Origin of the sequence: Lentzea sp. NBC_00516 (assembly GCF_036346835.1) — a bacterium.
In the GTDB taxonomy this organism is placed as follows: domain Bacteria; phylum Actinomycetota; class Actinomycetes; order Mycobacteriales; family Pseudonocardiaceae; genus Lentzea; species Lentzea sokolovensis.
In genome coordinates this window covers 8,225,623-8,248,224 of sequence record NZ_CP107840.1, presented here as the reverse complement: position 1 = coordinate 8,248,224, position 22,602 = coordinate 8,225,623, and the positions used below count along the sequence as shown (strand labels likewise).

Annotated in this window: 22 protein-coding genes; 10 read left to right on the top strand and 12 right to left on the bottom strand. The window is 67.3% G+C overall.

Annotation, left to right across the window (positions count from 1 at the left end):
- Positions 1–528 precede the first annotated feature (528 nt).
- The 4 genes from OG205_RS38230 to OG205_RS38215 all read right to left on the bottom strand — a co-directional run bounded on the left by OG205_RS38230 (position 529) and on the right by OG205_RS38215 (position 4,083).
- Positions 529–1,551: an acyltransferase family protein gene (locus tag OG205_RS38230; protein WP_330272686.1), complete on the bottom strand. Its 1,023-nt coding sequence runs from the start codon at positions 1,549–1,551 to the stop codon at positions 529–531.
- The gene (locus OG205_RS38225; RefSeq protein ID WP_330272685.1) at positions 1,548–2,252 is read right to left on the bottom strand and encodes an alpha/beta hydrolase; all 705 of its coding nucleotides are present in this window, start codon (positions 2,250–2,252) and stop codon (positions 1,548–1,550) included. The genes OG205_RS38230 and OG205_RS38225 overlap by 4 nt, the downstream gene beginning before the upstream one ends.
- 62 nt (positions 2,253–2,314) lie before the next feature.
- On the bottom strand, positions 2,315–2,968 hold the full coding sequence (locus tag OG205_RS38220) for a response regulator transcription factor (protein ID WP_330272684.1): 654 nt from the start codon (positions 2,966–2,968) through the stop codon (positions 2,315–2,317).
- Positions 2,965–4,083: a sensor histidine kinase gene (locus tag OG205_RS38215; protein WP_330272683.1), complete on the bottom strand. Its 1,119-nt coding sequence runs from the start codon at positions 4,081–4,083 to the stop codon at positions 2,965–2,967. The genes OG205_RS38220 and OG205_RS38215 overlap by 4 nt, the downstream gene beginning before the upstream one ends.
- A gap of 120 nt (positions 4,084–4,203) precedes the next feature.
- On the opposite strand from OG205_RS38215, the gene OG205_RS38210 reads away from it, so the two are divergent.
- On the top strand, positions 4,204–4,710 hold the full coding sequence (locus OG205_RS38210) for a hypothetical protein (RefSeq protein ID WP_330272682.1): 507 nt from the start codon (positions 4,204–4,206) through the stop codon (positions 4,708–4,710).
- On the opposite strand, the gene OG205_RS38205 is transcribed toward OG205_RS38210, so the two are convergent.
- The gene (locus OG205_RS38205; protein WP_330272681.1) at positions 4,682–5,797 is read right to left on the bottom strand and encodes an erythromycin esterase family protein; all 1,116 of its coding nucleotides are present in this window, start codon (positions 5,795–5,797) and stop codon (positions 4,682–4,684) included. The genes OG205_RS38210 and OG205_RS38205 overlap by 29 nt on opposite strands.
- 79 nt (positions 5,798–5,876) lie before the next feature.
- Between OG205_RS38205 and OG205_RS38200 the strand changes: the two genes are divergently transcribed.
- The gene (locus tag OG205_RS38200) at positions 5,877–6,569 is read left to right on the top strand and encodes a TioE family transcriptional regulator (RefSeq protein WP_330272680.1); all 693 of its coding nucleotides are present in this window, start codon (positions 5,877–5,879) and stop codon (positions 6,567–6,569) included.
- 63 nt (positions 6,570–6,632) lie between these two features.
- On the opposite strand, the gene OG205_RS38195 is transcribed toward OG205_RS38200, so the two are convergent.
- Positions 6,633–7,799, bottom strand: a complete 1,167-nt coding sequence (locus OG205_RS38195) for an RNA-guided endonuclease InsQ/TnpB family protein (RefSeq protein ID WP_330272679.1) — start codon at positions 7,797–7,799, stop codon at positions 6,633–6,635.
- Between the two features lie 97 nt (positions 7,800–7,896).
- Between OG205_RS38195 and OG205_RS38190 the strand changes: the two genes are divergently transcribed.
- Positions 7,897–8,064: a transposase gene (locus tag OG205_RS38190; RefSeq protein WP_442916645.1), complete on the top strand. Its 168-nt coding sequence runs from the start codon at positions 7,897–7,899 to the stop codon at positions 8,062–8,064.
- Here the strand turns inward: OG205_RS38190 and metX are convergent.
- Together metX and OG205_RS38180 are read right to left on the bottom strand one after the other, a co-directional pair.
- Positions 8,061–9,071 carry a homoserine O-acetyltransferase MetX gene (gene metX, locus OG205_RS38185; protein ID WP_330272678.1) on the bottom strand — a complete coding sequence of 337 codons (1,011 nt, stop codon included), beginning with the start codon at positions 9,069–9,071 and terminating at the stop codon, positions 8,061–8,063. The genes OG205_RS38190 and metX overlap by 4 nt on opposite strands.
- A complete protein-coding gene (locus OG205_RS38180) occupies positions 9,071–10,357 on the bottom strand; it encodes a bifunctional o-acetylhomoserine/o-acetylserine sulfhydrylase (protein ID WP_330272677.1) in 1,287 nt (428 codons plus the stop codon). The genes metX and OG205_RS38180 overlap by 1 nt, the downstream gene beginning before the upstream one ends.
- A 191-nt stretch (positions 10,358–10,548) precedes the next feature.
- On the opposite strand from OG205_RS38180, the gene OG205_RS38175 reads away from it, so the two are divergent.
- Positions 10,549–11,556, top strand: coding sequence for a Gfo/Idh/MocA family protein (locus OG205_RS38175; RefSeq protein WP_330272676.1), 1,008 nt, complete (start codon positions 10,549–10,551; stop codon positions 11,554–11,556).
- Positions 11,557–11,639: 83 nt separating this feature from the next.
- Here OG205_RS38175 and OG205_RS38170 read toward each other — a convergent pair whose 3' ends face one another.
- Complete coding sequence (locus OG205_RS38170; RefSeq protein WP_330272675.1) at positions 11,640–12,326, bottom strand: NUDIX hydrolase; 687 nt, start codon at positions 12,324–12,326, stop codon at positions 11,640–11,642.
- 56 nt (positions 12,327–12,382) lie between these two features.
- Between OG205_RS38170 and OG205_RS38165 the strand changes: the two genes are divergently transcribed.
- Together OG205_RS38165 and OG205_RS38160 are read left to right on the top strand one after the other, a co-directional pair.
- A complete protein-coding gene (locus OG205_RS38165) occupies positions 12,383–13,330 on the top strand; it encodes an SPFH domain-containing protein (RefSeq protein WP_330272674.1) in 948 nt (315 codons plus the stop codon).
- Positions 13,327–14,178, top strand: a complete 852-nt coding sequence (locus tag OG205_RS38160; protein ID WP_330272673.1) for a hypothetical protein — start codon at positions 13,327–13,329, stop codon at positions 14,176–14,178. The genes OG205_RS38165 and OG205_RS38160 overlap by 4 nt, the downstream gene beginning before the upstream one ends.
- Here OG205_RS38160 and OG205_RS38155 read toward each other — a convergent pair.
- Positions 14,110–15,363, bottom strand: a complete 1,254-nt coding sequence (locus OG205_RS38155) for an MFS transporter (RefSeq protein WP_330272672.1) — start codon at positions 15,361–15,363, stop codon at positions 14,110–14,112. The two genes, OG205_RS38160 and OG205_RS38155, sit on opposite strands and share 69 nt — an antisense overlap.
- A 111-nt stretch (positions 15,364–15,474) precedes the next feature.
- Between OG205_RS38155 and OG205_RS38150 the strand changes: the two genes are divergently transcribed.
- Both OG205_RS38150 and OG205_RS38145 read left to right on the top strand, forming a co-directional pair.
- Complete coding sequence (locus OG205_RS38150) at positions 15,475–16,344, top strand: SGNH/GDSL hydrolase family protein (RefSeq protein ID WP_330272671.1); 870 nt, start codon at positions 15,475–15,477, stop codon at positions 16,342–16,344.
- Positions 16,345–16,431: 87 nt separating this feature from the next.
- Positions 16,432–16,827, top strand: a complete 396-nt coding sequence (locus tag OG205_RS38145; RefSeq protein WP_330272670.1) for an SSI family serine proteinase inhibitor — start codon at positions 16,432–16,434, stop codon at positions 16,825–16,827.
- Positions 16,828–16,884: 57 nt separating this feature from the next.
- On the opposite strand, the gene OG205_RS38140 is transcribed toward OG205_RS38145, so the two are convergent.
- On the bottom strand, positions 16,885–19,008 hold the full coding sequence (locus OG205_RS38140) for a glycosyl hydrolase family 95 catalytic domain-containing protein (protein ID WP_330272669.1): 2,124 nt from the start codon (positions 19,006–19,008) through the stop codon (positions 16,885–16,887).
- 249 nt (positions 19,009–19,257) lie between these two features.
- On the opposite strand from OG205_RS38140, the gene OG205_RS38135 reads away from it, so the two are divergent.
- Positions 19,258–21,135, top strand: coding sequence for an ABC1 kinase family protein (locus OG205_RS38135; RefSeq protein ID WP_330272668.1), 1,878 nt, complete (start codon positions 19,258–19,260; stop codon positions 21,133–21,135).
- Here the strand turns inward: OG205_RS38135 and OG205_RS38130 are convergent.
- Positions 21,132–21,536 carry a hypothetical protein gene (locus OG205_RS38130; protein WP_319975283.1) on the bottom strand — a complete coding sequence of 135 codons (405 nt, stop codon included), beginning with the start codon at positions 21,534–21,536 and terminating at the stop codon, positions 21,132–21,134. The genes OG205_RS38135 and OG205_RS38130 overlap by 4 nt on opposite strands.
- A 70-nt stretch (positions 21,537–21,606) precedes the next feature.
- Here OG205_RS38130 and OG205_RS38125 point away from each other — a divergent pair, with 70 nt between their 5' ends.
- The gene (locus OG205_RS38125) at positions 21,607–22,257 is read left to right on the top strand and encodes a TVP38/TMEM64 family protein (protein ID WP_330272667.1); all 651 of its coding nucleotides are present in this window, start codon (positions 21,607–21,609) and stop codon (positions 22,255–22,257) included.
- The last annotated feature ends 345 nt before the right edge of the window (positions 22,258–22,602 follow it).

Genomic DNA, 22,602 nt, shown 5'->3' with positions numbered 1-22,602 from the left:
TCACGTTGCCCGCGTTGGTGTTCTTCAGCGACTACCCGCGTTCGATGATGGTGCTCGGCGTGGCGCAGGTGTGCCTGGCGCTGCTGGCACGGGGACGCGTCACCTCGTGGCTCGACGGCCGGTCGTGGCACGTCGTGGACTTCGCCCGCCGCGCGCCGATGACGGTGTACCTCGCGTACCTGGCCGGGGTCGGCGCGCTGGTCGGGTTGCTCGGACTGACGCAGGCGCCGATCTGGCTGGTGCTCGGTCTGGTGCCGCTCATCCTGCTGTTCCACCGCTTCGAGCGGCGCCTGGTCCGGCTGCCCCAGCTCCAGCACGAGTCGCACCGCACCAGGCTCGCGACGGCGATGGGCGTGTCGTTCGGGACGCTCGGCGTGCTCGGGTTCGTGGTGAGCGGGTTCCTCGGCGACGGCGTGCTGGTGCTGCTGCCGGTGGACCCGTTGCAGAACCTCATCCACCTGCTGCTCGGCTGGTACCTGATCCACACGGCCCGCACCGGCAGCTGCGACACCCGCCTGCCGTGGCTGCTCACCGCGCTGGCGTGCGTTCCACCGATGCTGGCACTGGATCCGGCTCCGCCGGTGGTGGCGCTGCACGCCGTGGCGATCGGCCTCGCAGTGCTCGGAGCCATCCCCAGGTCACGGCCGCGCACACCGGCAGCCACAGCAGCCGCTGCCACACCCAGTCCGGATGATCTGGTGGCTGCTGGAGCCCCGGCAACGGCCCCCACGCGCTGAGCGCCAGCGTCACGGTGATCAGCGCGCTCTGGTGCGCCAGGAAGATCCCCAACGCGCGCTTGTTCAGCCACGTCACGGGTTTCGTCGTGCCGAGCCTCGTCAGCAGCGGCGCGATCGTGAGCACCAGACCGATCTGCGCGAACGCCAGCGCGAGCGTCGCGTAGTTCGGCGGGTTCAGGTTCGAGACGGCCTCGCCTGGAATTCCCACCGCCGACAACGGATAGCCGCCGAACGTCGTCAGCAACGCGTACCCGACCACGCCCAGCACCAGCAGCGGCGGCCCGGGAATCCTCCTGCGCGCCAGCGAGTAGCCGAGCTGCCAGGCCGCCCACCACACCGCGTACGGCACCACCAGCACCAGCACGACCGGGACGAGCACACCCCACGAGTACTCGTCCAGCCTGCGCACCAACGGTTTCAGCGCCAGCAGCACCAGGTAGACGCCGAAGAACCACAGCGGGGTCGTGACCAGGAACCCGATGTTCCAGGCCGTGCCCTGGTCGACGCCACGCAGAACCAGTCCGAAGAGGACGGCGGCCCAGCAGCCGAGCATCAGCAACGTCGGCACAGCGAGCTGTTTCAACCTGACGAGGAACGGCGTAGTCGAGTGTGCGGCCGCGTAGCCGCCCACGAAGAAGAACAGGCCGAGCGCCTGCAGCACCCAGGAAACCGGGGTGAGCGCGGACAAGTGCTTCAACGGACTGTCGATGTACATGCCGGTGGGCGTGTCCACCAGCGAAGTCACCAGCCAGTGGCCGAGCACGACCGCGACGACGGCCAGCGCTCGCACGGCATCGATGAACGGATTCCTCACAGCTTCTCCCCCGAAGCGATCCGGACGAGCGCGCCCAGCGACTCGCTGCCCGGTTCGTAGTAGGTGTCGTGTTTGCCGCCCTCGAACCGCAGCACGGTCGCGCCGAAGCCGTCCGAAGCCGGATCCGTTCCGTGCCCGAGGTCGAACAGCCGGGCGTTGGGCACGAACCGCATCCAGTCGCCGCTCGACCGCATCGCCCACACGTGAGCCCGTGTTTCCAACTCGGCAACGGAATCCGCCCGCACACCAGGACTTCCGGTGAACACGATGTCGTCCACGTCCAGTTCATGTGCCGCGAGTCCGACCACGACCGACCCGTAGCTGTGGCCGTAGACGTGGATGCGCGCGTCGGTCTGCAACGCCCGCACGAAGTCGACCAGAGCAACGGCTCCCTGACGGGCCAGCGAGCCGGTCACCGCGTCCACCCCGAGTCCCTGCGGCGTCCGGTACCCGAGCCACGCGATCACCGCGAGGTCGCCGCGGTGAGCCTGCGCGTACAGGTTGACCGCCATCCGCCCGACCGTGCGGTCGAACCTGTCGACGTCCACGTCGGACCCCGGCACGACGATCACGACGTCGCGTGCGGTGCTCAGGTCACCGACGATCGCGACCCGGCGGGCGACGTCGGAACGCCACTGCGCGATCGACGGCGCGACCGACGGGAGGGCGATCAGCAGGAGGAACAGGACGGCTCGGCGCATGAACCGAAACTAGGAAGACCACGGCCCCCGAATCGTCACACCGGCGTGCCGCTTTTCCCTTGCTACCCCGGTATCACGAGCCCACTCTCGTAAGCCGCGATGACGGCTTGGGCGCGGTCGCGGAGACCCAGTTTGGTGAGCACGCGGCTCACGTGCGTCTTCACGGTCTGCTCGGCCAGCACCAGATGCGCGGCGATCTCGGTGTTCGACAGGCCCTGCGCGATCAGCACGAGGATCTCGGTCTCGCGTTCGGTCAGCACACCCAGCTGCGCGGGCCGGACGCGGTCGGAACGTCGTGCCCGCACGAAGTCCTCGATCAGCCGCTTGGTGATCGACGGCGCCAGCAGCGCCTCCCCCGCGGCCACCACGCGAACGGCGTTGAGCAGCTCACGGGCCGGCGCGTGCTTGAGCAGGAACCCGCTCGCACCGGCCTGCAACGCCTCGTAGACGTAGTCGTCGAGGTCGAACGTCGTCAGCACCAGCACTTTCAGCGCCTGGGATCCGTCCAGCAACAACCTCGTAGCCGTCAGGCCGTCCATCTCGGGCATGCGGATGTCCATCAGCACGACGTCCGGTTTGACCGTCCGTGCCAACGCGACGCCCTGCACGCCGTTGCCCGCCGCGCCGATCACCTCGATGTCGTCCTGTGCGTCGAGCAGCGCGGAGAAGCCCTCGCGCACCATCTCCTGGTCGTCGACCACGACCACCCTGATCACTTGTCCCCCAACGGAATCCTCGCCCGGACCATGAACCCGCCGTCCTCGGTCGACTTCACGGTCAGCGTGCCACCGTGCACGACGACGCGTTCCCGCATGCCCACCAGACCCTGCCCGCTGCCGCCGCCCCTGGACGGCCCGCCGGCGGTGTTGCGCACCAGCACGTCCAGCCGGTCGCCGTCCTTGCGCACGTGGACGGACGCCTTCGAACCGGGCGAGTGCCTGGCCGCGTTCGTGAGCGCCTCCTGCACGATCCGGTACGCGGTCAGGCCGACCGCCTCCGGCACGTCGTCCACGTCGATCTCAGCGTCGTCCCCCGGCCGCACGAGCTCGGGGATGCGGCTGATGCCCGGCTGCGGTTCGCGTTCCAAGGCCTGACCGCTCGTCCTGAGCACCCCCAGCAGGCGCTGCATGTCGACGATGGCCTCGCGCGCCGCCTCACCGACCTCGGCGAACTCCTTCACCGCGTCCTCGTTCAGTCCTTTGAGGCGGTAGGGCGCGGTCTCGCACCTGACCACCACCATCGACATGTGGTGCGCCACGACGTCGTGCATCTCGCGTGCGATGCGGGCGCGTTCCTCCAGAGCCGCCTTGGCATCGCGTTCTTCCTCGAGTTCGCGTTCGGCTCTGCCGCGCGCACCGAACAGGTAGACCGCCGTGCCGACGATGGGCACGAAGAGCGCCATGTCCGCGGCCTGCGGTTCGGAGGCGATGATCAGCGCCATGGTGATCACCGTGGCCGCGATGACGATCCCGCGCGAGTAGAACGCCGCGACCGCGACGAACAGCGGTACCGCGTTCCAGTACTGGAACGCCGCAGCGCCCTCACCGTCCCACAGGAGGCTGACGAGGAAGAAGCCCGGCGCCGCCAGCCGCCAGGCGTAGAGCGGTGACCAGATCAGCAGCACGTACGGCACGACCGTCACCAGGAAGATGACGACCCACCAGCCGTCCGAGTCCGCCTGGCGCACGTAACCGGCGCTGGCGACGATCCCCCACACAAGCGCGTAGATGATCAGTGCGGCGTGCACGGGGATGCGCAACCGCCCGAGCACCTTGGCGAGCACGCGGGTGCGATCGGGACCTAAGACGGTTCGGTACAACGTGCGGAACACCACCCGATGCTAGGTGGATCCGTTGATTCCCACATTGACCTGCGGAGTGACATACCCCGGTAGCACTCTGATCAAGATGGGGCATTGCGAATCCGTGACACCGCGCGGTAGGCAGTACCTGTGAGACCACCACAGGATCCAGATCGCTGGTCACGGCTGACGGCCGTCGCCGGTGAGGCGCTGGCCGCGGCCAGGGCCGGGGAAGACGCTGTGGCGGTGGACCTCGTGACCGGGTACCTCAGCGGGTCGCCCGAAGGCAACGAGGAGATCCGTGAGCTCGTCCTTCTGTTGTTCGCCGAGTCCAGCAGCATGGTCAGCGCGCTCGGTTCCGGCGGCGCCACCCCGGTGAAGATGCAGGTCTTCGACGAGGACGGCAACGAGGTCCAGATCGACGACGCGGACCCACCCGTGCGCACCGCGATCCGCGCCCTGCTGGCGGAGGTGCACGGCGACCAGGACGCGGCCGCGGAGCAGATCGAGATCGCCCTGGCCAACGGTCAACCGCAGGAGCTTGCGACCGTGGTCCTACAAGCCCTGCGGTGGACCCTGAAACTGGCGATCGAGTGCGAGACGCGCGAACTGCCCGTCGCGCCGTGGATCACCGCGTCACTGGACGACCAGCCTTGACGTGCAGCAGAGCGTCCACACCGTCCATGAGGTGCTGGTCGAGCGGGAAGTAGCCCATCTCCAGCCTCGTGTCGGAGCGGGACGGACCCTCCGGCTTGTCCCTCGTGATCCCCCAGGTCGTGAACCGGCTCTGCAACTGGCCTTCCAGGGTGGCTTTGTCCGGTTCGCCCAGCCCGAACGAGTCGTTGCGGCCGAGGGTGCCGCCGATGACCGTGTACTGGTCACCGAGGATCGGCGCCACGAGCGCGCCCGCGGAGAACCACTCGACGCGTTCGCCGGCCATCTCCATCGAGGAGTTGGTGCGCTGCAGATGGGCGTTGTGCGCGAACACGAACGTCGGCCCCCGGGACGCCTCGGCCCGCCGGATCTCCAGCAGGTTCCGCGCCATCACGCCGTCGCGCATCTGGCACAGCCGGTTGAGGCGCACGCCCAACGGGTTCGGCTCCGCGCACTCCCGGTGGTACTGGAGCAGGCTCAGCCCGGCCGTCAGATACGTCTCCGCGCGCGCCCAGGACTCGTCGGTGGACCTCCGCTCGTGCAACCGCATGAGCATCCCGGTGCCGATCTCGCGCAGCCTGATCGCCTCTTCGGACTGTCCTGGCGACTGGGTCAGGTCCAGGACTGCCTCGTCGCGGCTCCACTTCTCGTCGTCGATCGTGAGGTCGACGTCCTCGCCCAGGTAGTCGCGGGCGTGTTCGAGGTAGGGACGCGGGCTGGGCGCGCTGGCCGTCTCCGTCTGGAAGTCGAAGCCGTGGAACGACAGCCGTTCCTCGGGCTCCTTGTCCGCGTTGTACTCGCGCATCCACTGCACGAGCTCGCGGTTGGCGGGCCAGTTCTCCCCGAACGTGTGGGAGAAGCCTTCCTTCATGATCGTGTCGAGGTCGCCGGGCCCGCCGTGCACGTAGTCGTTGACGCTCAGGCCCCTGATCCGGCAGGTCTCCAGGGCGATCGAGCGGAAGCCCAGGCCCGCGAGCTGCTCGAACAGCTCGTTGCGGATCCAGCTGTGGGCGTGTTCGAGGTGTGTCGGCTCGCCGAACCCCAGAAGCTCGGTGAAAGGGCTGATGAACTCGCGAATGTCCTGGCTCATGTGGCTCAACCGTAACATTGAAAGCTCAGTTGAGACTTTCACTCAAATCCTCTCGGTCTTCGCCGCTAAAGTCTCAACCGTGCGCCCAGCTGACCTCGCCCGTGAACACGGCCTCTCGACCCAGGCGGTGCGCAACTACGAGGAGTCCGGGTTCCTCCCGCCCGCCGAGCGCACGCCGTCCGGCTACCGCGTCTACACAGAGGTCCACGCCGCCGCGCTGCGCACGTTCATCGCCCTGATCCCGGCCTTCGGGCACGCTCGCGCGGGGCAGATCATGAACGCGCTTCACACAGGCTCGCTGGACGACGTGCTCTTGTGGATCGACCGCGGCCACGAACAGCTGCTGCGCGACCGCCAGACCCTCGACTCGGTCAGCAGGGCGGTGCAGGACCTCACCGACTTCGAACCGGTCCTGGAACCCCGCACGATCGGCGAGCTGGCCCGGCGCCTCGACGTGACCCCGGCGACGCTGCGCGCGTGGGAGGAGGCCGGAATCCTCGTCCCGTCACGTGAGTCCACCGGCTATCGCGTGTTCCAGGCCGAGGACGTCCGGGACGCCGAGCTGGCACATCTGCTGCGGCGCGGCGGCTATCCGTTGGCGCGCATCGCCTTGGTGGTCGACCAGATCCGCACGGCGGGCGGCACCAACACGTTGGGTGCCGCCCTGGCCGACTGGCGCCGCCGCCTCACCGCGCAGGGCCTGGCGATGCTCGCCGCGTCCGCAAAACTCAACGAGTACGTCAACTTCTCGGCCCTGAAAGGCCGAGCGTGATGCTCGGACCTTCAAGCCGAGTCGCGTTCTCCGTGCGCCACTGGGTGTGGCGTGCGGGCCGCATCAACCCGTCGACTGTGCGGCGGCGGGTTCGGGTGCGTTGACGTGTACCCACGCCGACCGTGCCCGGTTTCGGACGTTCACGGCGGCGACGACGTCGGCGGGTCCAGCGAGACCGCACCGGCGACAGCAGAAGGCGTCCCTGTCGGGACGGTTGGAACGAGACGTGTGCTTGCAGCGCGGACACATCTGCGAGGTATAGCGCGCGTCCACGACGAGCACGGGCACACCGGCGCGGCGGGCCTTGTAGCGCACGTGCGCTTCGAGCTGACGGAAAGGCCAGGAGCTGTGGGCGGCTCGCTGGTGCCGGGCAACCGTGACCCGGTCGCGGATACCGCTCAGATCTTCAAGCGCGATCCCGCGACCGGTGCGTTCGGCAACAACCACCAACTGCTTGGCGACCTTGTGGTTGACGTGCGTCGCGTGCCGCTGCTCGCGACGCGCCCGTTTCCTGAGCCGCCGGGTCGCCGACTTGGTGCGTCTAGCCTGCAGTTCGGTGCGGACACGGGCGTGCCGGCGTCGGTAGCGGCCCAGCCCGCGGCCCTGGAAGTTGTCCGCGTCGCTGGTGGTCGCGAGGTTCACGATGCCCCGGTCCACACCGAGCCAGTCGACCGGCTCGAACAGCGGCTCCTCGGGCACCTCACAGGTCGCGATCAGCAACCACATGCCATCGCGGTGCACCAGATCACTCTCGCCCTTGCGGTACTCACGCAGGGTCTTGAGCTGGCCTGGAGAACCCGCGAACCGCACGTCCTTCATCCGGCCCGCCGTGGTCCAGATCGACACGGTGCCCGCGTCGTGGTTCCACGACAGACACCGATCGTCGAACGGCTGCGCCGCATCCGGCCGGAACGCGACCGGTTTCGACTCGGCCTTCACCCGGCGCTTCGAACCAGGCCTGCCCAGGCTCCCGGCCCGGACAGTCGCGTGCAACGCGCCGTAGGCGTCCGCGACCTTCTTGATCACGTGCTGAGCGGCCTGCGCACCCAGACCGCGAGCCTTCAACTCCACGTAGGTGTGCTTGCGCACCGCGTACTCACGGAACACCCCGTGCTCGAACGCGACCCGCGACACCCAGTCCGCAGACTCGTTGCAGCAGTGCAGAGTCGCCGCCAACGCGGACGCCTGCACGCCGTCCGGCAGCAGCTTCACCTGCACAACGATCTTCACAAACGAGACCGTACATCGGTCTGAGTCCCCTCAATGGGGCCGAAACCGGACGTTCGCAGGTCCCTATGACTAGGTTCTTGCCCGGTGCGAAGAGATCATGCGCAACGTGTTTCGACTTCGGCGGCGAACTGCGCGAGTTCAACGCGAAACTGACCACGTCCATCTACTCGTGCGCTACCCATCGCAGAGCGCGCTCTCACGCCTGGTCAACAGCCCTCAAGGGCGCCTCCTTCCAGCACTGAAAAGCCGGTATTCCTGCGATTAGGTACCTGAACGCACGGGCACCAGTTCCGTGACGAGCGCGCCGACCTGCTCGCTCTCGATCAGGAACGCGTCGTGCCCGTACGGCGAGCTGATCACCCGCAACCCGTCGGATCCCGGAATGCCCGCCGCCAGCTCTCGCTGCTGCGACAACGGATACAGCCGATCCGAGTCCACCCCGGCGACGATCGTGCGCGCGCTGATCCTCGCCAGCGCCGCCCTGACCCCACCTCGCCCACGCCCGACGTCGTGCGAGTTCATCGCATCCGTCAGGGTCACGTAGCTGGCCGGGTCGAACCTCCTGGTGAGCTTCGCCGCGTGGTGGTCCAAATAGGACTCGACCTCGAACCGCCCGTCCTCCTGCTTCTCCCGGCCGAACCGGGCCTGGAGCTCCTGCTCACTGCGATAGCTGATGTGCGCGATCCGCCGCGCGACCCCCAGTCCTTCCAAGGGATCGGCCTTGATCGCGTGCAGTTGAGCGGACGCCAGTGCGATCTGCTCGGCTGAGGCCTGCGCCGTCGTGGCCAGCAACAGCAAGGAGTTCACCCGTTCAGGGGCACTGACCGCCCACTCGACCGCACGCATGCCACCCATCGACCCGCCGAGCACCGCGGCCCACTGCCCGATGCCGAGGTAGTCCGCGAGGCGCACCTCGGCCGCGACCTGGTCGCGAATGGTGATGTCGGGGAATCCGGGGTACTGCCAGGGCCCGGTACTGCCCTGGCAGCCTCCCAGCACGTTCGGCGCGACGACGAAGAACGCGTCGAGCGGCTTTCCCTTCCCCACCAGGGAGTCCCACCAGCCCGGCGTGGGGTGACCCGGCTCCACGCCCCCAGCGACATGGCTGTCACCGGTCAGGGCGTGAAGCACGAGCACCGCGTTGGAGGCCTCGGCGTTCAAGGTCCCCCACGTCTCGTACGCGAGCTGGAAACCCGGCAGTCCCGCGAACGGCTCGGCGTGGCTGAACCACTTCCGCCGGCCGTTCGGGTCACCGAAGCGCCAGCCGCTCACTACAACTCGGACTTCGCCGCGGTGAAGCCCGCCTCCAGATCCGCCTTGAGGTCCTCCAGCCCTTCCAGCCCGACCGACAACCGCACCAGCCCGGGCGAGACACCCGTGACGAGCTGCTCCTCAGGCGTGAGCTGGCTGTGCGTGGTCGACGCCGGGTGCACGATCAACGACCGCACATCACCGATGTTGACCAGCTGGCTGAACAGGCTCGTCCCGTCGACGAACGCCCGCCCGGCCTGCACCCCGCCCCTCAACTCGAAGCTCACGACCGCGCCCGCACCCTTCGGCAGGTACTTCTGCGCGGCAGCGTGGAACGGCGAGGACTCAAGACCCGCGTAGTGGACCTTCTCGACCTCGTCCCGCGCCTCCAGCCACTCGGCAAGCGCTTGCGCGTTCTGCACGTGCCGCTCGATGCGCAGCGACAACGTCTCGATCCCCTGAATCACCAGGAAGCTGGTCAACGGCGCGATGGCCGCTCCCGTGTCCCGCAGCCCCTGCACCCGCAACTTGGCCGCGAACGCCCCGTGCCCGAGCACCGGCCAGTACTGCAGCCCGTTGTAGCTGGGATCGGGCTCGTGGAAGTCGGGGAACTTCTCCGCGCCGTACTCGAACTTCCCGCCGTCCACGACCACCCCGGCGATGGCCGTGCCGTGACCACCCAGGTACTTGGTCGCGGAGTGGATCACGATGTCAGCGCCGTGATCCAACGGCTTGAGCAGGTACGGCGTCGGCACCGTGTTGTCGACGATCAACGGCACCTGATTGGCGTGCGCCACGCCCGCGACACCCTCGATGTCGAGGACGTGGCTGCGCGGGTTGGCCAGCGACTCGGCGAAGAACAACTTGGTGTTCGGCCGCACCGCCGCCTGCCAGGCGTCCAGGTCATCCGGGTCGTCCACAAACGACACTTCGATGCCGAGCTTCGGCAACGTGTAGTGGAACAGGTTGTACGTGCCGCCGTACAAGGACGCGCTGGAAACCAGATGGTCTCCAGCCCGCGCGAGGTTCAGGATCGCAGCCGTCTCCGCGGCCGACCCGGACGCGAAGGCGACAGCCGCCACGCCCCCTTCGAGAGCGGCGACCCGCTGCTCCAGCACGTCCTGGGTGGGGTTGTTGATGCGCGTGTAGATGTGTCCGGGCTCAGCGAGCGCGAAGAGGTCCGCACCGTGCTGCGTGTCCCTGAACACGTAAGAGGTGGTCTGGTAGATCGGCGTGGCACGAGCGCCAGTGGCCGGATCGGGCGCGGCGCCCGCGTGGATCTGCGTCGTCTCAAAGGACCAGGACATGGCTGTGCTCCAGAACGTTCGTTGAAGAGTGGGCTCAGATCAACGGGAGCTGCGACAGGCCATGCTGGTGACGCGCACGTAGTCAACGTGGCGTCGGCTCACGAGCAGCACGGTCATGGTGACCGAAGGTAGGGGTCCGTCCAGACTTGCGACACCCCGTCCATCTGGTGGGAACGCTTAGGCTGATCGTCATGCGCACAGCTCTGGTCGGCTACGGACTAGGTGGGGCGGCCTTCCACGCCCCGTTCATCGAGGCAACGGAAGGCCTGGAACTCTCCGCCGTCGTCACCGCCAACCCAAAGCGCCAAGCAGAGGTGGCGGACCGCTACCCGTCAGCCCGCCTGCTGTCCTCTCTGGACGAAGTCTGGTCAGGCAACTTCGACCTCGTGGTCATCACCACCCCGAACCGCTTCCACGCGACCCACGCCCGCCAGGTCCTGGAACACGGCCTCAACGTGGTGGTCGACAAGCCCTTCGCAGGCTCGGCAGCAGAGGCAAGAGCCCTGGCCTCGATCGCCTACTCCAAGGGCCTGATGCTCTCCCCGTTCCACAACCGCCGCTGGGACGGCGACTTCCTGACAGTCCAGAAACTCCTCTCGGAACAGGCTCTGGGCGCGGTCCACAAGTTCGAGTCCCGCTTCGAGCGCTACCGCCCAGAGATCAAGTCCTCCTGGAAGGAATCAGGCGACCCGGCGGACCTGGGCAGCATCCTCTTCGACCTGGGCACCCACCTGGTAGACCAGTCGGTGGCCCTCTTCGGCCGCCCGACGACGGTCTACGCGGAAATCAAAACCGTCCGCCCGGGCGCCAAGGCGGACGACGACGTCTTCCTCTCCCTGACCCACGAGGCAGGCGTCCGCTCACACCTCTGGATGAGCGCACTTGCCGCAGACCTGGGCCCCCGCTTCCGCGTACTGGGCCACGACGCCGCCTACGTCAAGTACGGCATGGACCCCCAGGAAGACCGCCTGAAGGCAGGTGACACCCCTGCCGGCCCAGGTTGGGGCGAAGAACCAGAGACAGCCTGGGGCAAGCTGGCCGGCGAGCCCTACCGAACCGAACCTGGCGCCTACCAGAACTTCTACGCCTCAGTAGCCGCAGGCATAGCCCCCGTGTCACCACAAGACGCAGTGGCGGGCCTAGAGGTAATCGAGGCCGCAAAGCACTCCGCCACCACGGGGGACGCGGTCCGCCTCTGATTGATCGCCCGCGATGCCGAAGGCGAGCCGTCCTCACCGCGCGCCAGGGTGGGGTGGCTTCGCCGACGCGACCTGGGGACGACCTACGGCCCCGGCGCACGCACCAACGGCGGATACAACACCTCAGCGGCCCCTCGCCGAAACAGAGCAGCCGGCCGCCCTCCATCCCGAGAAGTGCTCTCCCCGGTGGCAACCAACAACCCCTCCACCCCGGTCACCTTCCGATGAAAGTTCCGAGGATCCAACGAGATCCCCCAAACGATCTCGTAAACCCGCCGCAACTCGGCAACGGTGAACTCCGAACCGCAGAACTCCGCCCCCAAAGGCGTGTACTCCAACTTGGCCCGGGCCCTCTCCACCCCGTCTCCCAAGATCCGGTCGTGGTCGAAGGCCAGCGAAGCAGCCTCCCCCACCGGAACCCAGGACGCAGCAGCAGCATCAGTCCCGGCAACAGGCACAGGCAGGTCAGGCGCCAACGCCAGGTAGGCGACAGACACCACCCGCATCCGAGGATCCCGCCGGGGCTCCCCATAGGTCCCCAACTGCTCAAGATGCAGCCCGGACACCCCGGTCTCCTCCGAGAGCTCCCGCGCGGCGGCTGCCTCCACCGACTCGGCAACCTGAACGAACCCCCCGGGCAACGCCCACCGCCCCCGATACGGCGCCTCCCCACGCCGAACCAGCAGGGCGCACAACGCATCCCCCCGCACGGTCAACACCACCAGATCGACCGTGACAGCAAAGGGAGGGAAATCACTTGGCGTGTACACACCGGCAAGTATAGGCTTATCGTCAGAACGACGACAAGCACCCAAGGAGCCCCCAGATGGCTGACATCAGCAGGTACCCCGGCCTCCGCCACCTCAGGGGAGCCCCCACGGTCCACATCAGACACGTCAAGAAGGGCGAGGTCATCCACGAGGGCACAGGCCTCAGCTTCTGGTTCCGCCCCAGAACGGCAGTCCTCAGCGAAGTCCCGGTGGACGACCGAGAACTCCCGATGCTCTTCCACGCCAGGACGAACGACTACCAGGACGTGACAGTCCAACTGACCGTCACCTACCGCTGCACCAGCCCGGAAACCGCCACCACCAGGATCGACTTCTCGATCGACCCGGACACGGGAGTCTGGCGCCAGGACCCGCTGAGCCAGATCGCGAACACCCTCACCGAGAGCACCCAGCAACACGCTCTGAAAATCCTGGGCACCCTGACGCTGGACACCGCCATCAAGACCGGCGTAGCACGCGTCAAGCAGGAGATCAGCGAGAACCTGACCGCGGACCACATCGGCCTGGAGATCATCGACGTCCGCGTAGTCGCGATCCGCCCGGACGCGGACATGGAGAAGGCCCTCCAGACCACCGTCCGCGAGAAGGTCCAGCAGGACGCCGACAAGGCCACCTACGAACGCCGAGCCATGGCGGTGGAACGCGAACGCTCGATCAGCGAGAACGAACTCCAGAACCAGATCGAACTCGCGAAGCGAGAAGAACTCCTGGTGGTCCAACGAGGCGCGAACGCCCTGAAGAAGGCCGAAGACCACGCCAGGGCCAGCCGAGTGGCCGACGACGCCAAGGCAGACGGCATCCGCAAACTGGCAGAAGCCGAGGCCGCGGGCGAGAAGGCCAGGCTGGACGCCTACAAGGAGATCCCACAGGAGACCCTCTACGCCCTGGCAGCGAAGGAGCTGGCCGGCAACCTCCCGGAGATCGGCAGCATCACCCTCACCCCGGACCTGCTCCAGCCCATCCTGCAGAGACTGGCCCGATGAGCCTCGCCCCGCGAATTGTGCTGGTGCACAGGCGCACCGAGCTGACAGAGTTGCTGGCACGACATGGGACAAGAGGTCAGGTCGAGTTCTTCCTCAAGTCCCGCAACAGAACCCTGGACGAGGTGGTGGACCGTGACCAGCAGGCCCGCAGGGCGTTGGGAGACGTCAGCGCCGCCATCCCGCTCGACTGGCGCCGCGGCGTCGTCGAGCGGGAAGACCTGTCGCGGTTCCTGTTCGCGCCCGAGGACGTAGTCGTCATCGTCGGCCAGGACGGACTGGTCGCGAACGTCGCCAAGTACCTCGACGGCCAGCCCGTGATCGGCATCAACCCGGAACGGGGCGTGCTGGCGCAGCACGCCCCGAACGAGGCCGCGGAACTGCTGCACAACACCACCAACACCGAAGACCGCACGATGGTCGAGGCCAAGTCGGACGACGGCCAGACCCTCTACGCGCTCAACGAGATCTACGTCGGCCACCCGAGCCACCAGACCAGCCGCTACCGCGTCCACGCCGAACGCCAGGCCTCGTCCGGCATTCTGATCGGCAGCGGCACCGGAGCAACGGGGTGGTGCAGCTCGGCCCACCGCGAACGAAAGAGCCGACTCACCCTCCCCACTCCGACCGAGCGCAAGCTCGTCTGGTTCGTCAGGGAAGCGTGGCCGTCCCCCAGCACCGGCATCACCCACACCGAAGGCGAGATCACCGACGCACCACTCGACATCGAGGTCGAGTCGGACGGCCTGGTGGCGTTCGGCGACGGCATCGAGAGCGACGCCCTACGACTGGGCTGGGGCCAACGGCTGAGCATCGGACTCGCCACCCGCCGTCTCCGCCTCGTGCGCTGACCCGATCACCAACAGACAGACCCCGGACAACACCGCACCCGCAACCAGATACAGCGCGATGGCCCAAGTCCCGGTGCGCAGCAACGACTGCGCCACCAACGGCGCCAGCCCACCACCCAGCACAGCACCGAGCTGGAAGCTCAACGCCACCCCGCTGTACCGAACCCGAGTCCGGAACAGCTCGGCAAAATAAGCAGCGGACGGCCCGAACAACGCAGCAGAGCCAACAAACCCGAGCACCATCGCGAACGTGAACCAGCCGGAGTCCGTGAGCCAGAACAACGGAAACGCGAACGCGGCCTGGAAGATCGCCCCGCCGAACATCACCGGCAACCGCCCGACGCGGTCGGACAACAGCGCGAACGCAGGCACAGCAACAACCTGCGCCAAAGACCCCACCACGGTGGCGATCAGCAGATCGTCCGCGGAGATCTTCAACGCCGTCCGCCCGTACCCGATCATGAACACGCTCAGCACGTAGATGAAGATCGTGAAGCCGAGGTTCACACCGGCACCCAGCAACACCACGCGCCACCGGTCGCGCAGCACCTCCGCGATCGGCAGCCGCGACTTCTCCACGCGCGCGAACTGCGGCGACTCCGACACGCGCAGCCGGATGTAGAGGCCTATCCCGACCAGCACGATCGAGAACAGGAACGGCAGCCTCCAGCCCCAGCTCAGGAAATCCGGCCCGGAGGCCTTGGAGGACAGGTACATCGCGAGGTTCGCGAGCACGAGCCCGACCGGCGACCCGATGAACACCCAGCTGCCGTACCAGCCCCACCGCCCCGGCGGCGCGTGCTCGACGGCCATCAACGACGCGCCACCCTGCTCGCCGCCCATGAAGAACCCCTGGACGACCCTCAACAGAACCAGCAACAGCGGCGCGAAGATGCCGACCTGGGCGTAGGTCGGCAGCAGTCCGATCATCGCCGTCGACACACCGGTGACCGAAAGGGTGATCACGAGCATCGAGCGGCGGCCGATCCGGTCGCCGAGGTGCCCGATCACCGCGCCGCCCAGCGGCCGGGCGAAGAAGCCCGCGCCGAACGTGGCGAACGCAAGCAGCACACCGACGCGCGAGTCGAACTGCGGGAAGAAGATCTTGTCGAACACGAGCGCCGAGGCCGTGCCGTAGAGCAGGAAGTCGTACAGCTCGATCGTGTTACCGACAGCTGATGCCACAGCTACTTTGCGTACCCCCGTCATCGTTCCAGCCTGGTCGAGGGATTGACACTGCGCAATGGTCCGGTCACCCTTCGTCCTACGTTCCTACTCTTCAGTAACGAGGTAGCAATGACGCGCCGAGTGACTGTTGTCTCCCTGCTCACGGCCCTGATCGCGGCATTGCTGGCCCCGCACGCCAGCGCCGCCCCGAAGTACCGGAACTACGTCTCGCTCGGAGATTCGTTCGTCTCCGGACCGTTCATCCCCCTGCAGCGGCTCGACCCGCTGAGCTGCTTCAAGTCCACTCAGAACTACCCGTCCGTGCTCGCGAAGAAGCTCGGCATCGCCAACTTCACCGACATCTCCTGCGGTGGCGCGCAGACCAAGGACATGGCGGGTGTCCAGAGCGGCATTCCCGGCCAGTCCGTGCCGCAGTTCTCCGCCCTCAAGGCCGACACGGACCTCGTCACGGTGTCCATCGGCGGCAACGACATCGGGTTCTCCGACATCATCCTGACCTGCGCCGGCAAGAGCCTGGCCGACCCGAACGGCGCTCCCTGCAAGGCGACCTACGGCGACTCGCTGGGCCAGCGCGTCGACGCCACCTCCGCCAAGGTGGCCGCCGTGCTCGCGGGCATCAAGCAGCGCAGCCCGAAGGCCAGGATCGTGGTCGTCGGCTACCTGCGGATCCTGCCGCCGTCGGGTGGCTGCTGGCCGATCGTGCCGATCTCCCGCGGCGACGTGCCGTACCTCGACAACGTCCAGCAGCAGCTCAACGGAATGCTGGGCGCACAGGCGAAAGCGGCCGGTGCCACTTTCGTGAACCCCTACGACATCAGCACCGGTCGCGATACGTGTGCAGCACCGTGGGACAAGTGGGTCGAGGGCATCATCCCGACGAGCCTCGCGTTCCCGGTTCACCCGAACGCCAAGGGCATGGCTGCGGTGGGTAAGCAGGTGGCCGCCGCTCTCGCCGGGACGGAACTGACCGGCGTCTAGTTGCACGCACTTTCGGCGGTTTACACGATCTGGTGTTACCGCTCGGTTGAATGGAATTCCGGGTCCTTGCCGCGCCAGAGTGTTGGCATGGCAAGGACCCGACTTCTGTTTGCCTGTCTCGCGCTCGCCGCACCGCTCGTCCCCGCGACGGCCCAGGCGGCACCCCTGACAGCGCCTCTCCTCCCCGCATCCGGCCTGGTGCTGTCGGTGCAACCGGAGATGGGCACACTCAGCACCACGCAGCTGAACTGCGAACCCGCAGGCGGACTGCACAAGAACGCCGAAACGGCGTGCGACCAGCTCCTGCCCGTCGAAGGCGACTTCCGCAGAATGGAAGAGACCGGCGCGATGTGCACGATGGAGCTGAACCCGACCAAGGCGACGTTGCGCGGCAAGTGGCGCACCAAGAAGCTCGACTTCCAGCAGGTGTTCTCGAACCCGTGCGTGATGCGGGCGTTCACCGGCAAGGTCTTCGACTTCTAGGACCGCGTTGGCCGGTGTTCCAGCGCACCGCCGTCGCGCTGGAACACCGGCAACGCACTAACCAGGGAGCCCCCACGACGGAACCGGTGATCCGCCCACCGGTCCTACCCTCAAGTCGGGCTTGTCGCCGCCGCGATGAACGACAGCTTCCTCACCGCGGCGCAGTTCGATGCGCAGATCTCCGTTGGCCAGCACCGAGAACTGCTTCGGCCGACCGCGTGAATCACGCACGACCGGATCCTTGATGTCCGTGCGCACAACGCAGGGCGCGCCGACCTCACTCCGCAGCTTGATCCACCTCGTCACGCCGTTCTGTCGTGACGCGGAGAGCAGGAACGCGCCCTGCGTCCGGAAGTTGTCCAACGAGATGTCCGGCCACGGCACCGCGGGAAAGACCCGGATCACGCCACCCCAGCTCTGGCAGAGCATGTCGTACATCGACTGCACGGCGCTCAGCGGTGTTTCGATGACCGGACCGGACTCCTGGTACATCGTGTTCGGCTTGATGTACCGGCGCATCAGCTCACCGAGGTAGAAGCCGGCCTTGTCGCCACGTGCCATCTGCGCGCTGATCGACGCCGCTCCCGTGAACGTGTAGCCCTGCAACGCGCCTTCGAAGCTGATCCAGTGGTTCAGAGAAGTCTCGATGAGCTGACGACTGGCAGCGTCCTCCCACGTCACCTCGTACAGCGGATAGATCTGCAGCAGGTGCGAGTAGTGCCTGTGCGACTTCGCGAACGGCACCCCAGCGCCGATCATGTAGCCGTTGGCGTCCACCGGGTACGGCGTGAGATTGACGAGCGTGTCCTGCCACCTCGGGATCAACGGATCGTTGACGCGCAACGACTTCGCGGACTCCAGCAACGTCCGGCAGCCCCACCGGATCAGCGCGAGGTCGTAGGTGCAGTCCGGCGCGTTCACGCCGTACTCGGGCGAGAACGTGATCGGCAGGTGCCACTTCCCGTCCGAGCCCTTGGCCAGGAAGTGGAAGTAGTAGTTGATCGCCCTGCGCAGCAACGGGAACAGCACGCCTCGCAGCACGCGGTCGTCCATCGTGTGCCGGTAGGTGAGCCAGACGTTGTGCAGCGTCCAGGTCAGGTTTCCGACCTCGGGCGTCGGCACGTCCTTGCCGGGAACGCCCACGCCGTAACCGGAGTTGCCGATGCCCGCGCCGTTGTTCAGCACGCTGTCGGTGGTGCGCGGGATTCCGGCGGAGTCGTGCCGGTACTCGGCCGGTACCTGTTCCACGAGCGCGTCGCGGTATCTGTCGACGGAGTAGGTGACGGCGTCGAACTCGACGTGGTTGGAACCGTGGATCAGCCAGTACTCCAGCTGCACGTTGAGGTTCCACCACGTGCCCGGCCACGGCGTGTTCTCGAGCCACGGCCCGCAGGTCGCGATCGCGGGCGCCTCCTTCCGCGCCGCCGAGGCGAACTTGTAGAGCTGGATCCAGTAGAACGCCTGCAACCGCTTGTCCGGAATGGACAGAAAGCTCTTGCGGTAGAAGTCGTGCCACCACAGCCGATGCTCGACGGCGAGCCCGTCGATCGAGCCGCACCGCACGTTGGCGATCGCCTTGCGCACCGCCGTTTTCTCCGGATGTGACCACGCGACGCTGGTGAAGAGCGTCCGCCGGGTGCCGCGAGTGACCTCGCGCCACGCCGTCACGTGCTCGCCGCCCGCGTTCAACGGCTGCACGGCCAACTGCACGTCACCGGCGCTGGTGAGCTGCACGGTCGGGTTGTCGGTGAACCCGGGAGGCGGCTGGCGGCCCCACTTCGGATCGGTGCGAGGGCTGATCGCCTTGAGCGGGTGGAAGACCCACCTGAACGCCCGTTCGCCCTCGGTGGCCTGGACGTCGATCGCATAGAGATCGCGCCTGGTGTGGATGAAGGCGCGCACCTGAAGGCTTCCGGCGGCCGTGGTGATCGTGCCGGTCAGTTCGGCGTTCCAGAGGTCCAGCCGCAGGTCGACGCCGGTGATCGCGCCGACGGGTTCGAGCGTGAAGTAGCCGATGGGCAGCCGGGCGAGGCCGAACAGCGCCCCGAACTCCGGCCGGTGGTCCTGCACCTGGGAGTGCTGGACGTTGAACCTGATGGCGTTGACGCCCGGCTCGGCGTAGATGCCGGAGCCGAGGTAGCCGTTGCCGAGGAACGGGCCCTCGAACCAGGTCGTGGGCATCTTCTTCCAGATGAGATCGGATGTCCCGATGAAGTCCTTCCAGCTGAACGCATCACCCGCGAACGCACTCCCAGAGAGCAGCGCACTACCCGCTACCCCTGCTAGAGCGCCTCCGATCACTGTGCGCCGGTTGAGTTCGACCACTGCCGAGCACCTCACTTCACTGTGCGGTCCTGTCAACGCGGGCGGCGATTCATCGGATCTTTCGGGACGGCCACGGTCTCAGTCAAGAGGCCCTAGGCTTCGATCATGGGGGACTTCCTCGTCTACACGATCGGCTTCCCGATCACGTTCCTGCTGCTGGTCATGGGCATGTCCCTGGCCGCGCGGCGCATCCTCGGCCTGCGCATCGGCCTGATCCGCACGGCGCTGGCGTGCCTGATGGCGATCTCGATCGCGTCGAGCGCCTTCGGAGAGACCTCTGCGGAGCCCTCAGCCGGGCTGGTGACGCTCCAGCTGGGGCTGTCGCTCCTCGCGGTGATAGGCCTGCTGGCGTTCGCGGAGATCATCGTGCCGACCGGCTCGATCCCGCCGCCCACCGAGTGGTGGGGCATGGCGCGGCGCCGGATCGCGCGGACCCGGCGGTACTCGCGGATCACCGCCATCGCGTTCCGACACGGACTGGGGCCCTACCTGCGCGGACGGGAGCGGACCTCCACGGGGCTCGCGCGGTCGCTGCGGCTCGCGCTGCAGGACGCCGGCGTGACGTTCGTGAAGCTCGGGCAGGTGCTGTCGACGCGCGCCGACCTGTTGCCGCAGGACTTCGTCGACGAACTGAGCCTGCTCCAGGACAAGGTGCCGGCGGCCAAGTGGGACCAGGTCAGGGCGGTGCTCGACGCCGAGGTCGGGCTCGACGCATTCATGGAGGTCGATCCCGAACCGCTGGCCGCGGCCTCGACCGCACAGGTGCACCGGGCCGTGCTGAAGTCCGGCGCCGAGGTCGTCGTGAAGGTGCAACGGCCGGACGTCCGGGCAACGGCAGAGGGCGACCTGGACATCGTCGCCCGCCTCGCCGAGACGCTGCAGCGCACGCGGTGGGGTGCCGCGCTGGGCGTCCGCGACCTGGCGGCGGGGTTCGCGGCGGCGTTGCGCGAGGAACTCGACTTCAAGATCGAGGCACGCAACATCACGGCCGTGGCGGCGGCGTCGGACTCGTCGGTAGGACTGCCCCACGTCCACCTGTCGACGTCCAGGGTCCTCGTCATGGACAGGCTCGACGGCGTGCCGTTGCGCGGCGCCTCAGAGGACGTGGGGCTCGCACGGACGCTGCTGCGGTTCGTGCTGCGCCAGGTCATGCTGGACGGCGTCTTCCACGCCGACCCGCACCCCGGCAACGTGCTGCTGCTGGCTGACGGACGCCTCGGCCTGCTCGACTTCGGCTCGGTCGGCCGGATCGACTCGGCGCTGCGTTCGGCGTTGCAACGGCTGCTGCTCGCGATCGACCGCAGCGACCCGGCGAGCCTCACCGACGCGTTGCTGGAGCTGACCTCACGGCCGGAGGACATCGACGAGCAACGGCTGGAGCGCGCGCTCGGCCAGTTCATGGCCCGGCACCTCGGCGCGGGCATGCGGCCGGACGTGGAGATGTTCGGCGACCTGTTCCTGATCGTGTCGCGGTTCGGGCTGAGCATCCCGCCGGAGATCGCGGCGGTGTTCCGGGCCCTGGCGACGCTCGAGGGCACGCTGGCGGTGCTCGCGCCGGGCTTCAACATCGTCGTGGAGTCGCGGTCGTTCGCCGCCGAGCAGATCTCCGAACGGCTCACGCCGGAGTCGGTGAAGCGGACCATGACCGAGGAACTGCAGGCCGTGCTGCCGATGCTGCGCCGGTTGCCGCGGCGGATCGACCGGATCACCGGGGCGATGGAGCAGGGCCGGCTGAGCATGTCGATGAGGCTGTTCGCGGACGAACGCGACCGGTCGTTCGTCACCGGCCTGCTGCACCAGGTCATGCTGACCGTCCTGGGCGCGACCGCGGGTGTGATGGCGGTGCTGCTGCTCGGCTCGTCCGGCGGGCCCGAGGTCGCGGAGGACATCGGGCTGTACCAGGTGTTCGGCTACAACCTGCTGATCATCAGCGTGCTGCTGGGTCTGCGCGTGGTCGTGGCGGTGTTCCGACCACGATCTTAGAACTGCCTGCGATACACCGAGACGTCGTCACGCCACACGCCGAACTGGTCGGGAGCGGACTGGACGATCGTCATCTCGTTGAGGTGGCCGAGGATCCGCCACGAGCGCGCAACCGCTTGCGCGCCCGCGTAGGCGATCGTGCAGAACCGTCTGGGCTCCACGACCGTGCGCACGCGGTCGACCTTGCCGACGCTCATCGGCGTGTCGTGCCACAGGTCCAATGTGTACCCGGTGCGGATGGGATCACCGGACCCCAGCACGCCCTCGATGCTCACGATCAACCGCTCTCCTTCCAGCCGCAGGTCGTGGTGACCGCTGCGGGGCGGATTGCCACCGGTGTAAGCGGAGCGTGCCGGGTCGAGCACCCAGTGCCCCAGAAAAGGCACGAGATCGTCACTCATGTGTGTCCCTTCGCGGAACCTGCGCCACTGGCGGATTGTCCGGCGGATCGACGTGGGCGACCATCACCCGATGAGTTATGAGACGGGCGTTCGGTGGAAGTGGATACCGGCCGTCGTGCTCGGCTTCGTCCTGCTGAGCTGGATCGTGTTCGAGGCACTGGACCTCATCGACTTCGAAGGGGTCGTGTCGTGGGTGCGCGGCATCGACCCGGTGTGGGCGGCGGCGGCGATCTTCGCCCTGCTCGTCGTGGACGTGCTGCTGCCGGTGCCGTCCACTCCGCTCATCGTGCTCGCGGGAACGGCATTGGGCCTGCCTTTCGGGCTGGCACTCGCGATCGTCGGATCCCTGGGTTCCTCTGCCGCAGGGTACGCCCTGGGGCGGTTCGCGGGCCCGTGGCTGGTGCGCCGGGTGGTGACCATCGAGGAACTGACCGAAATGCGGCGATGGGGCCGTCAGTTCGGTCCCTGGTTCTTCGGAGTGGCGCGCGGAATTCCGATGATGGCGGAGACGGTGTCGGTGTCCGCGGGGGTGTCCAGGGTGTCGTTCCGCCAGTTCATGTCGTTCACCCTCGTCGGCACCATCCCCATTTGCGCCGCCTACGTGTTCGCGGGATCGAAGGCCGGCACGGTCGAGCAGATCGTGATGATCAGCGCTGTCGGATTCCTGCTGACGGTCGGCCTCTTCTACCTGCTGCGCCGGCTCGTGAAGGCGGCGCCTTAGGAAAACCCTTTGCGCGGCGTGGTTGTATGAGTGTGCGCCCGGTGCGCAGCGGAGGGTTACTTCCGGTGATTACTCAGGTTCAACTCCTGAGGCCGGTTTCGGCCGGTCTCGCTCACCTCGGTGGGCACGTCACCCTCCGCGATTTGATCTCGGGCGTCCACAACTCCACATCCGCCGGAATTAAATCGCTGGCGCGATGTGGTTGTATAGAAATCGCACCCGGTGCGAAGCCGGCGGTTACTTCATTCAGGTTGAAAATCGACCGCAGGCGCGTTTGATCTCGGGAGCGCACAACTTCACACGTGTCCGGTGCGAAGCAGAGGGTTACTTCCACTGTTAATGGGC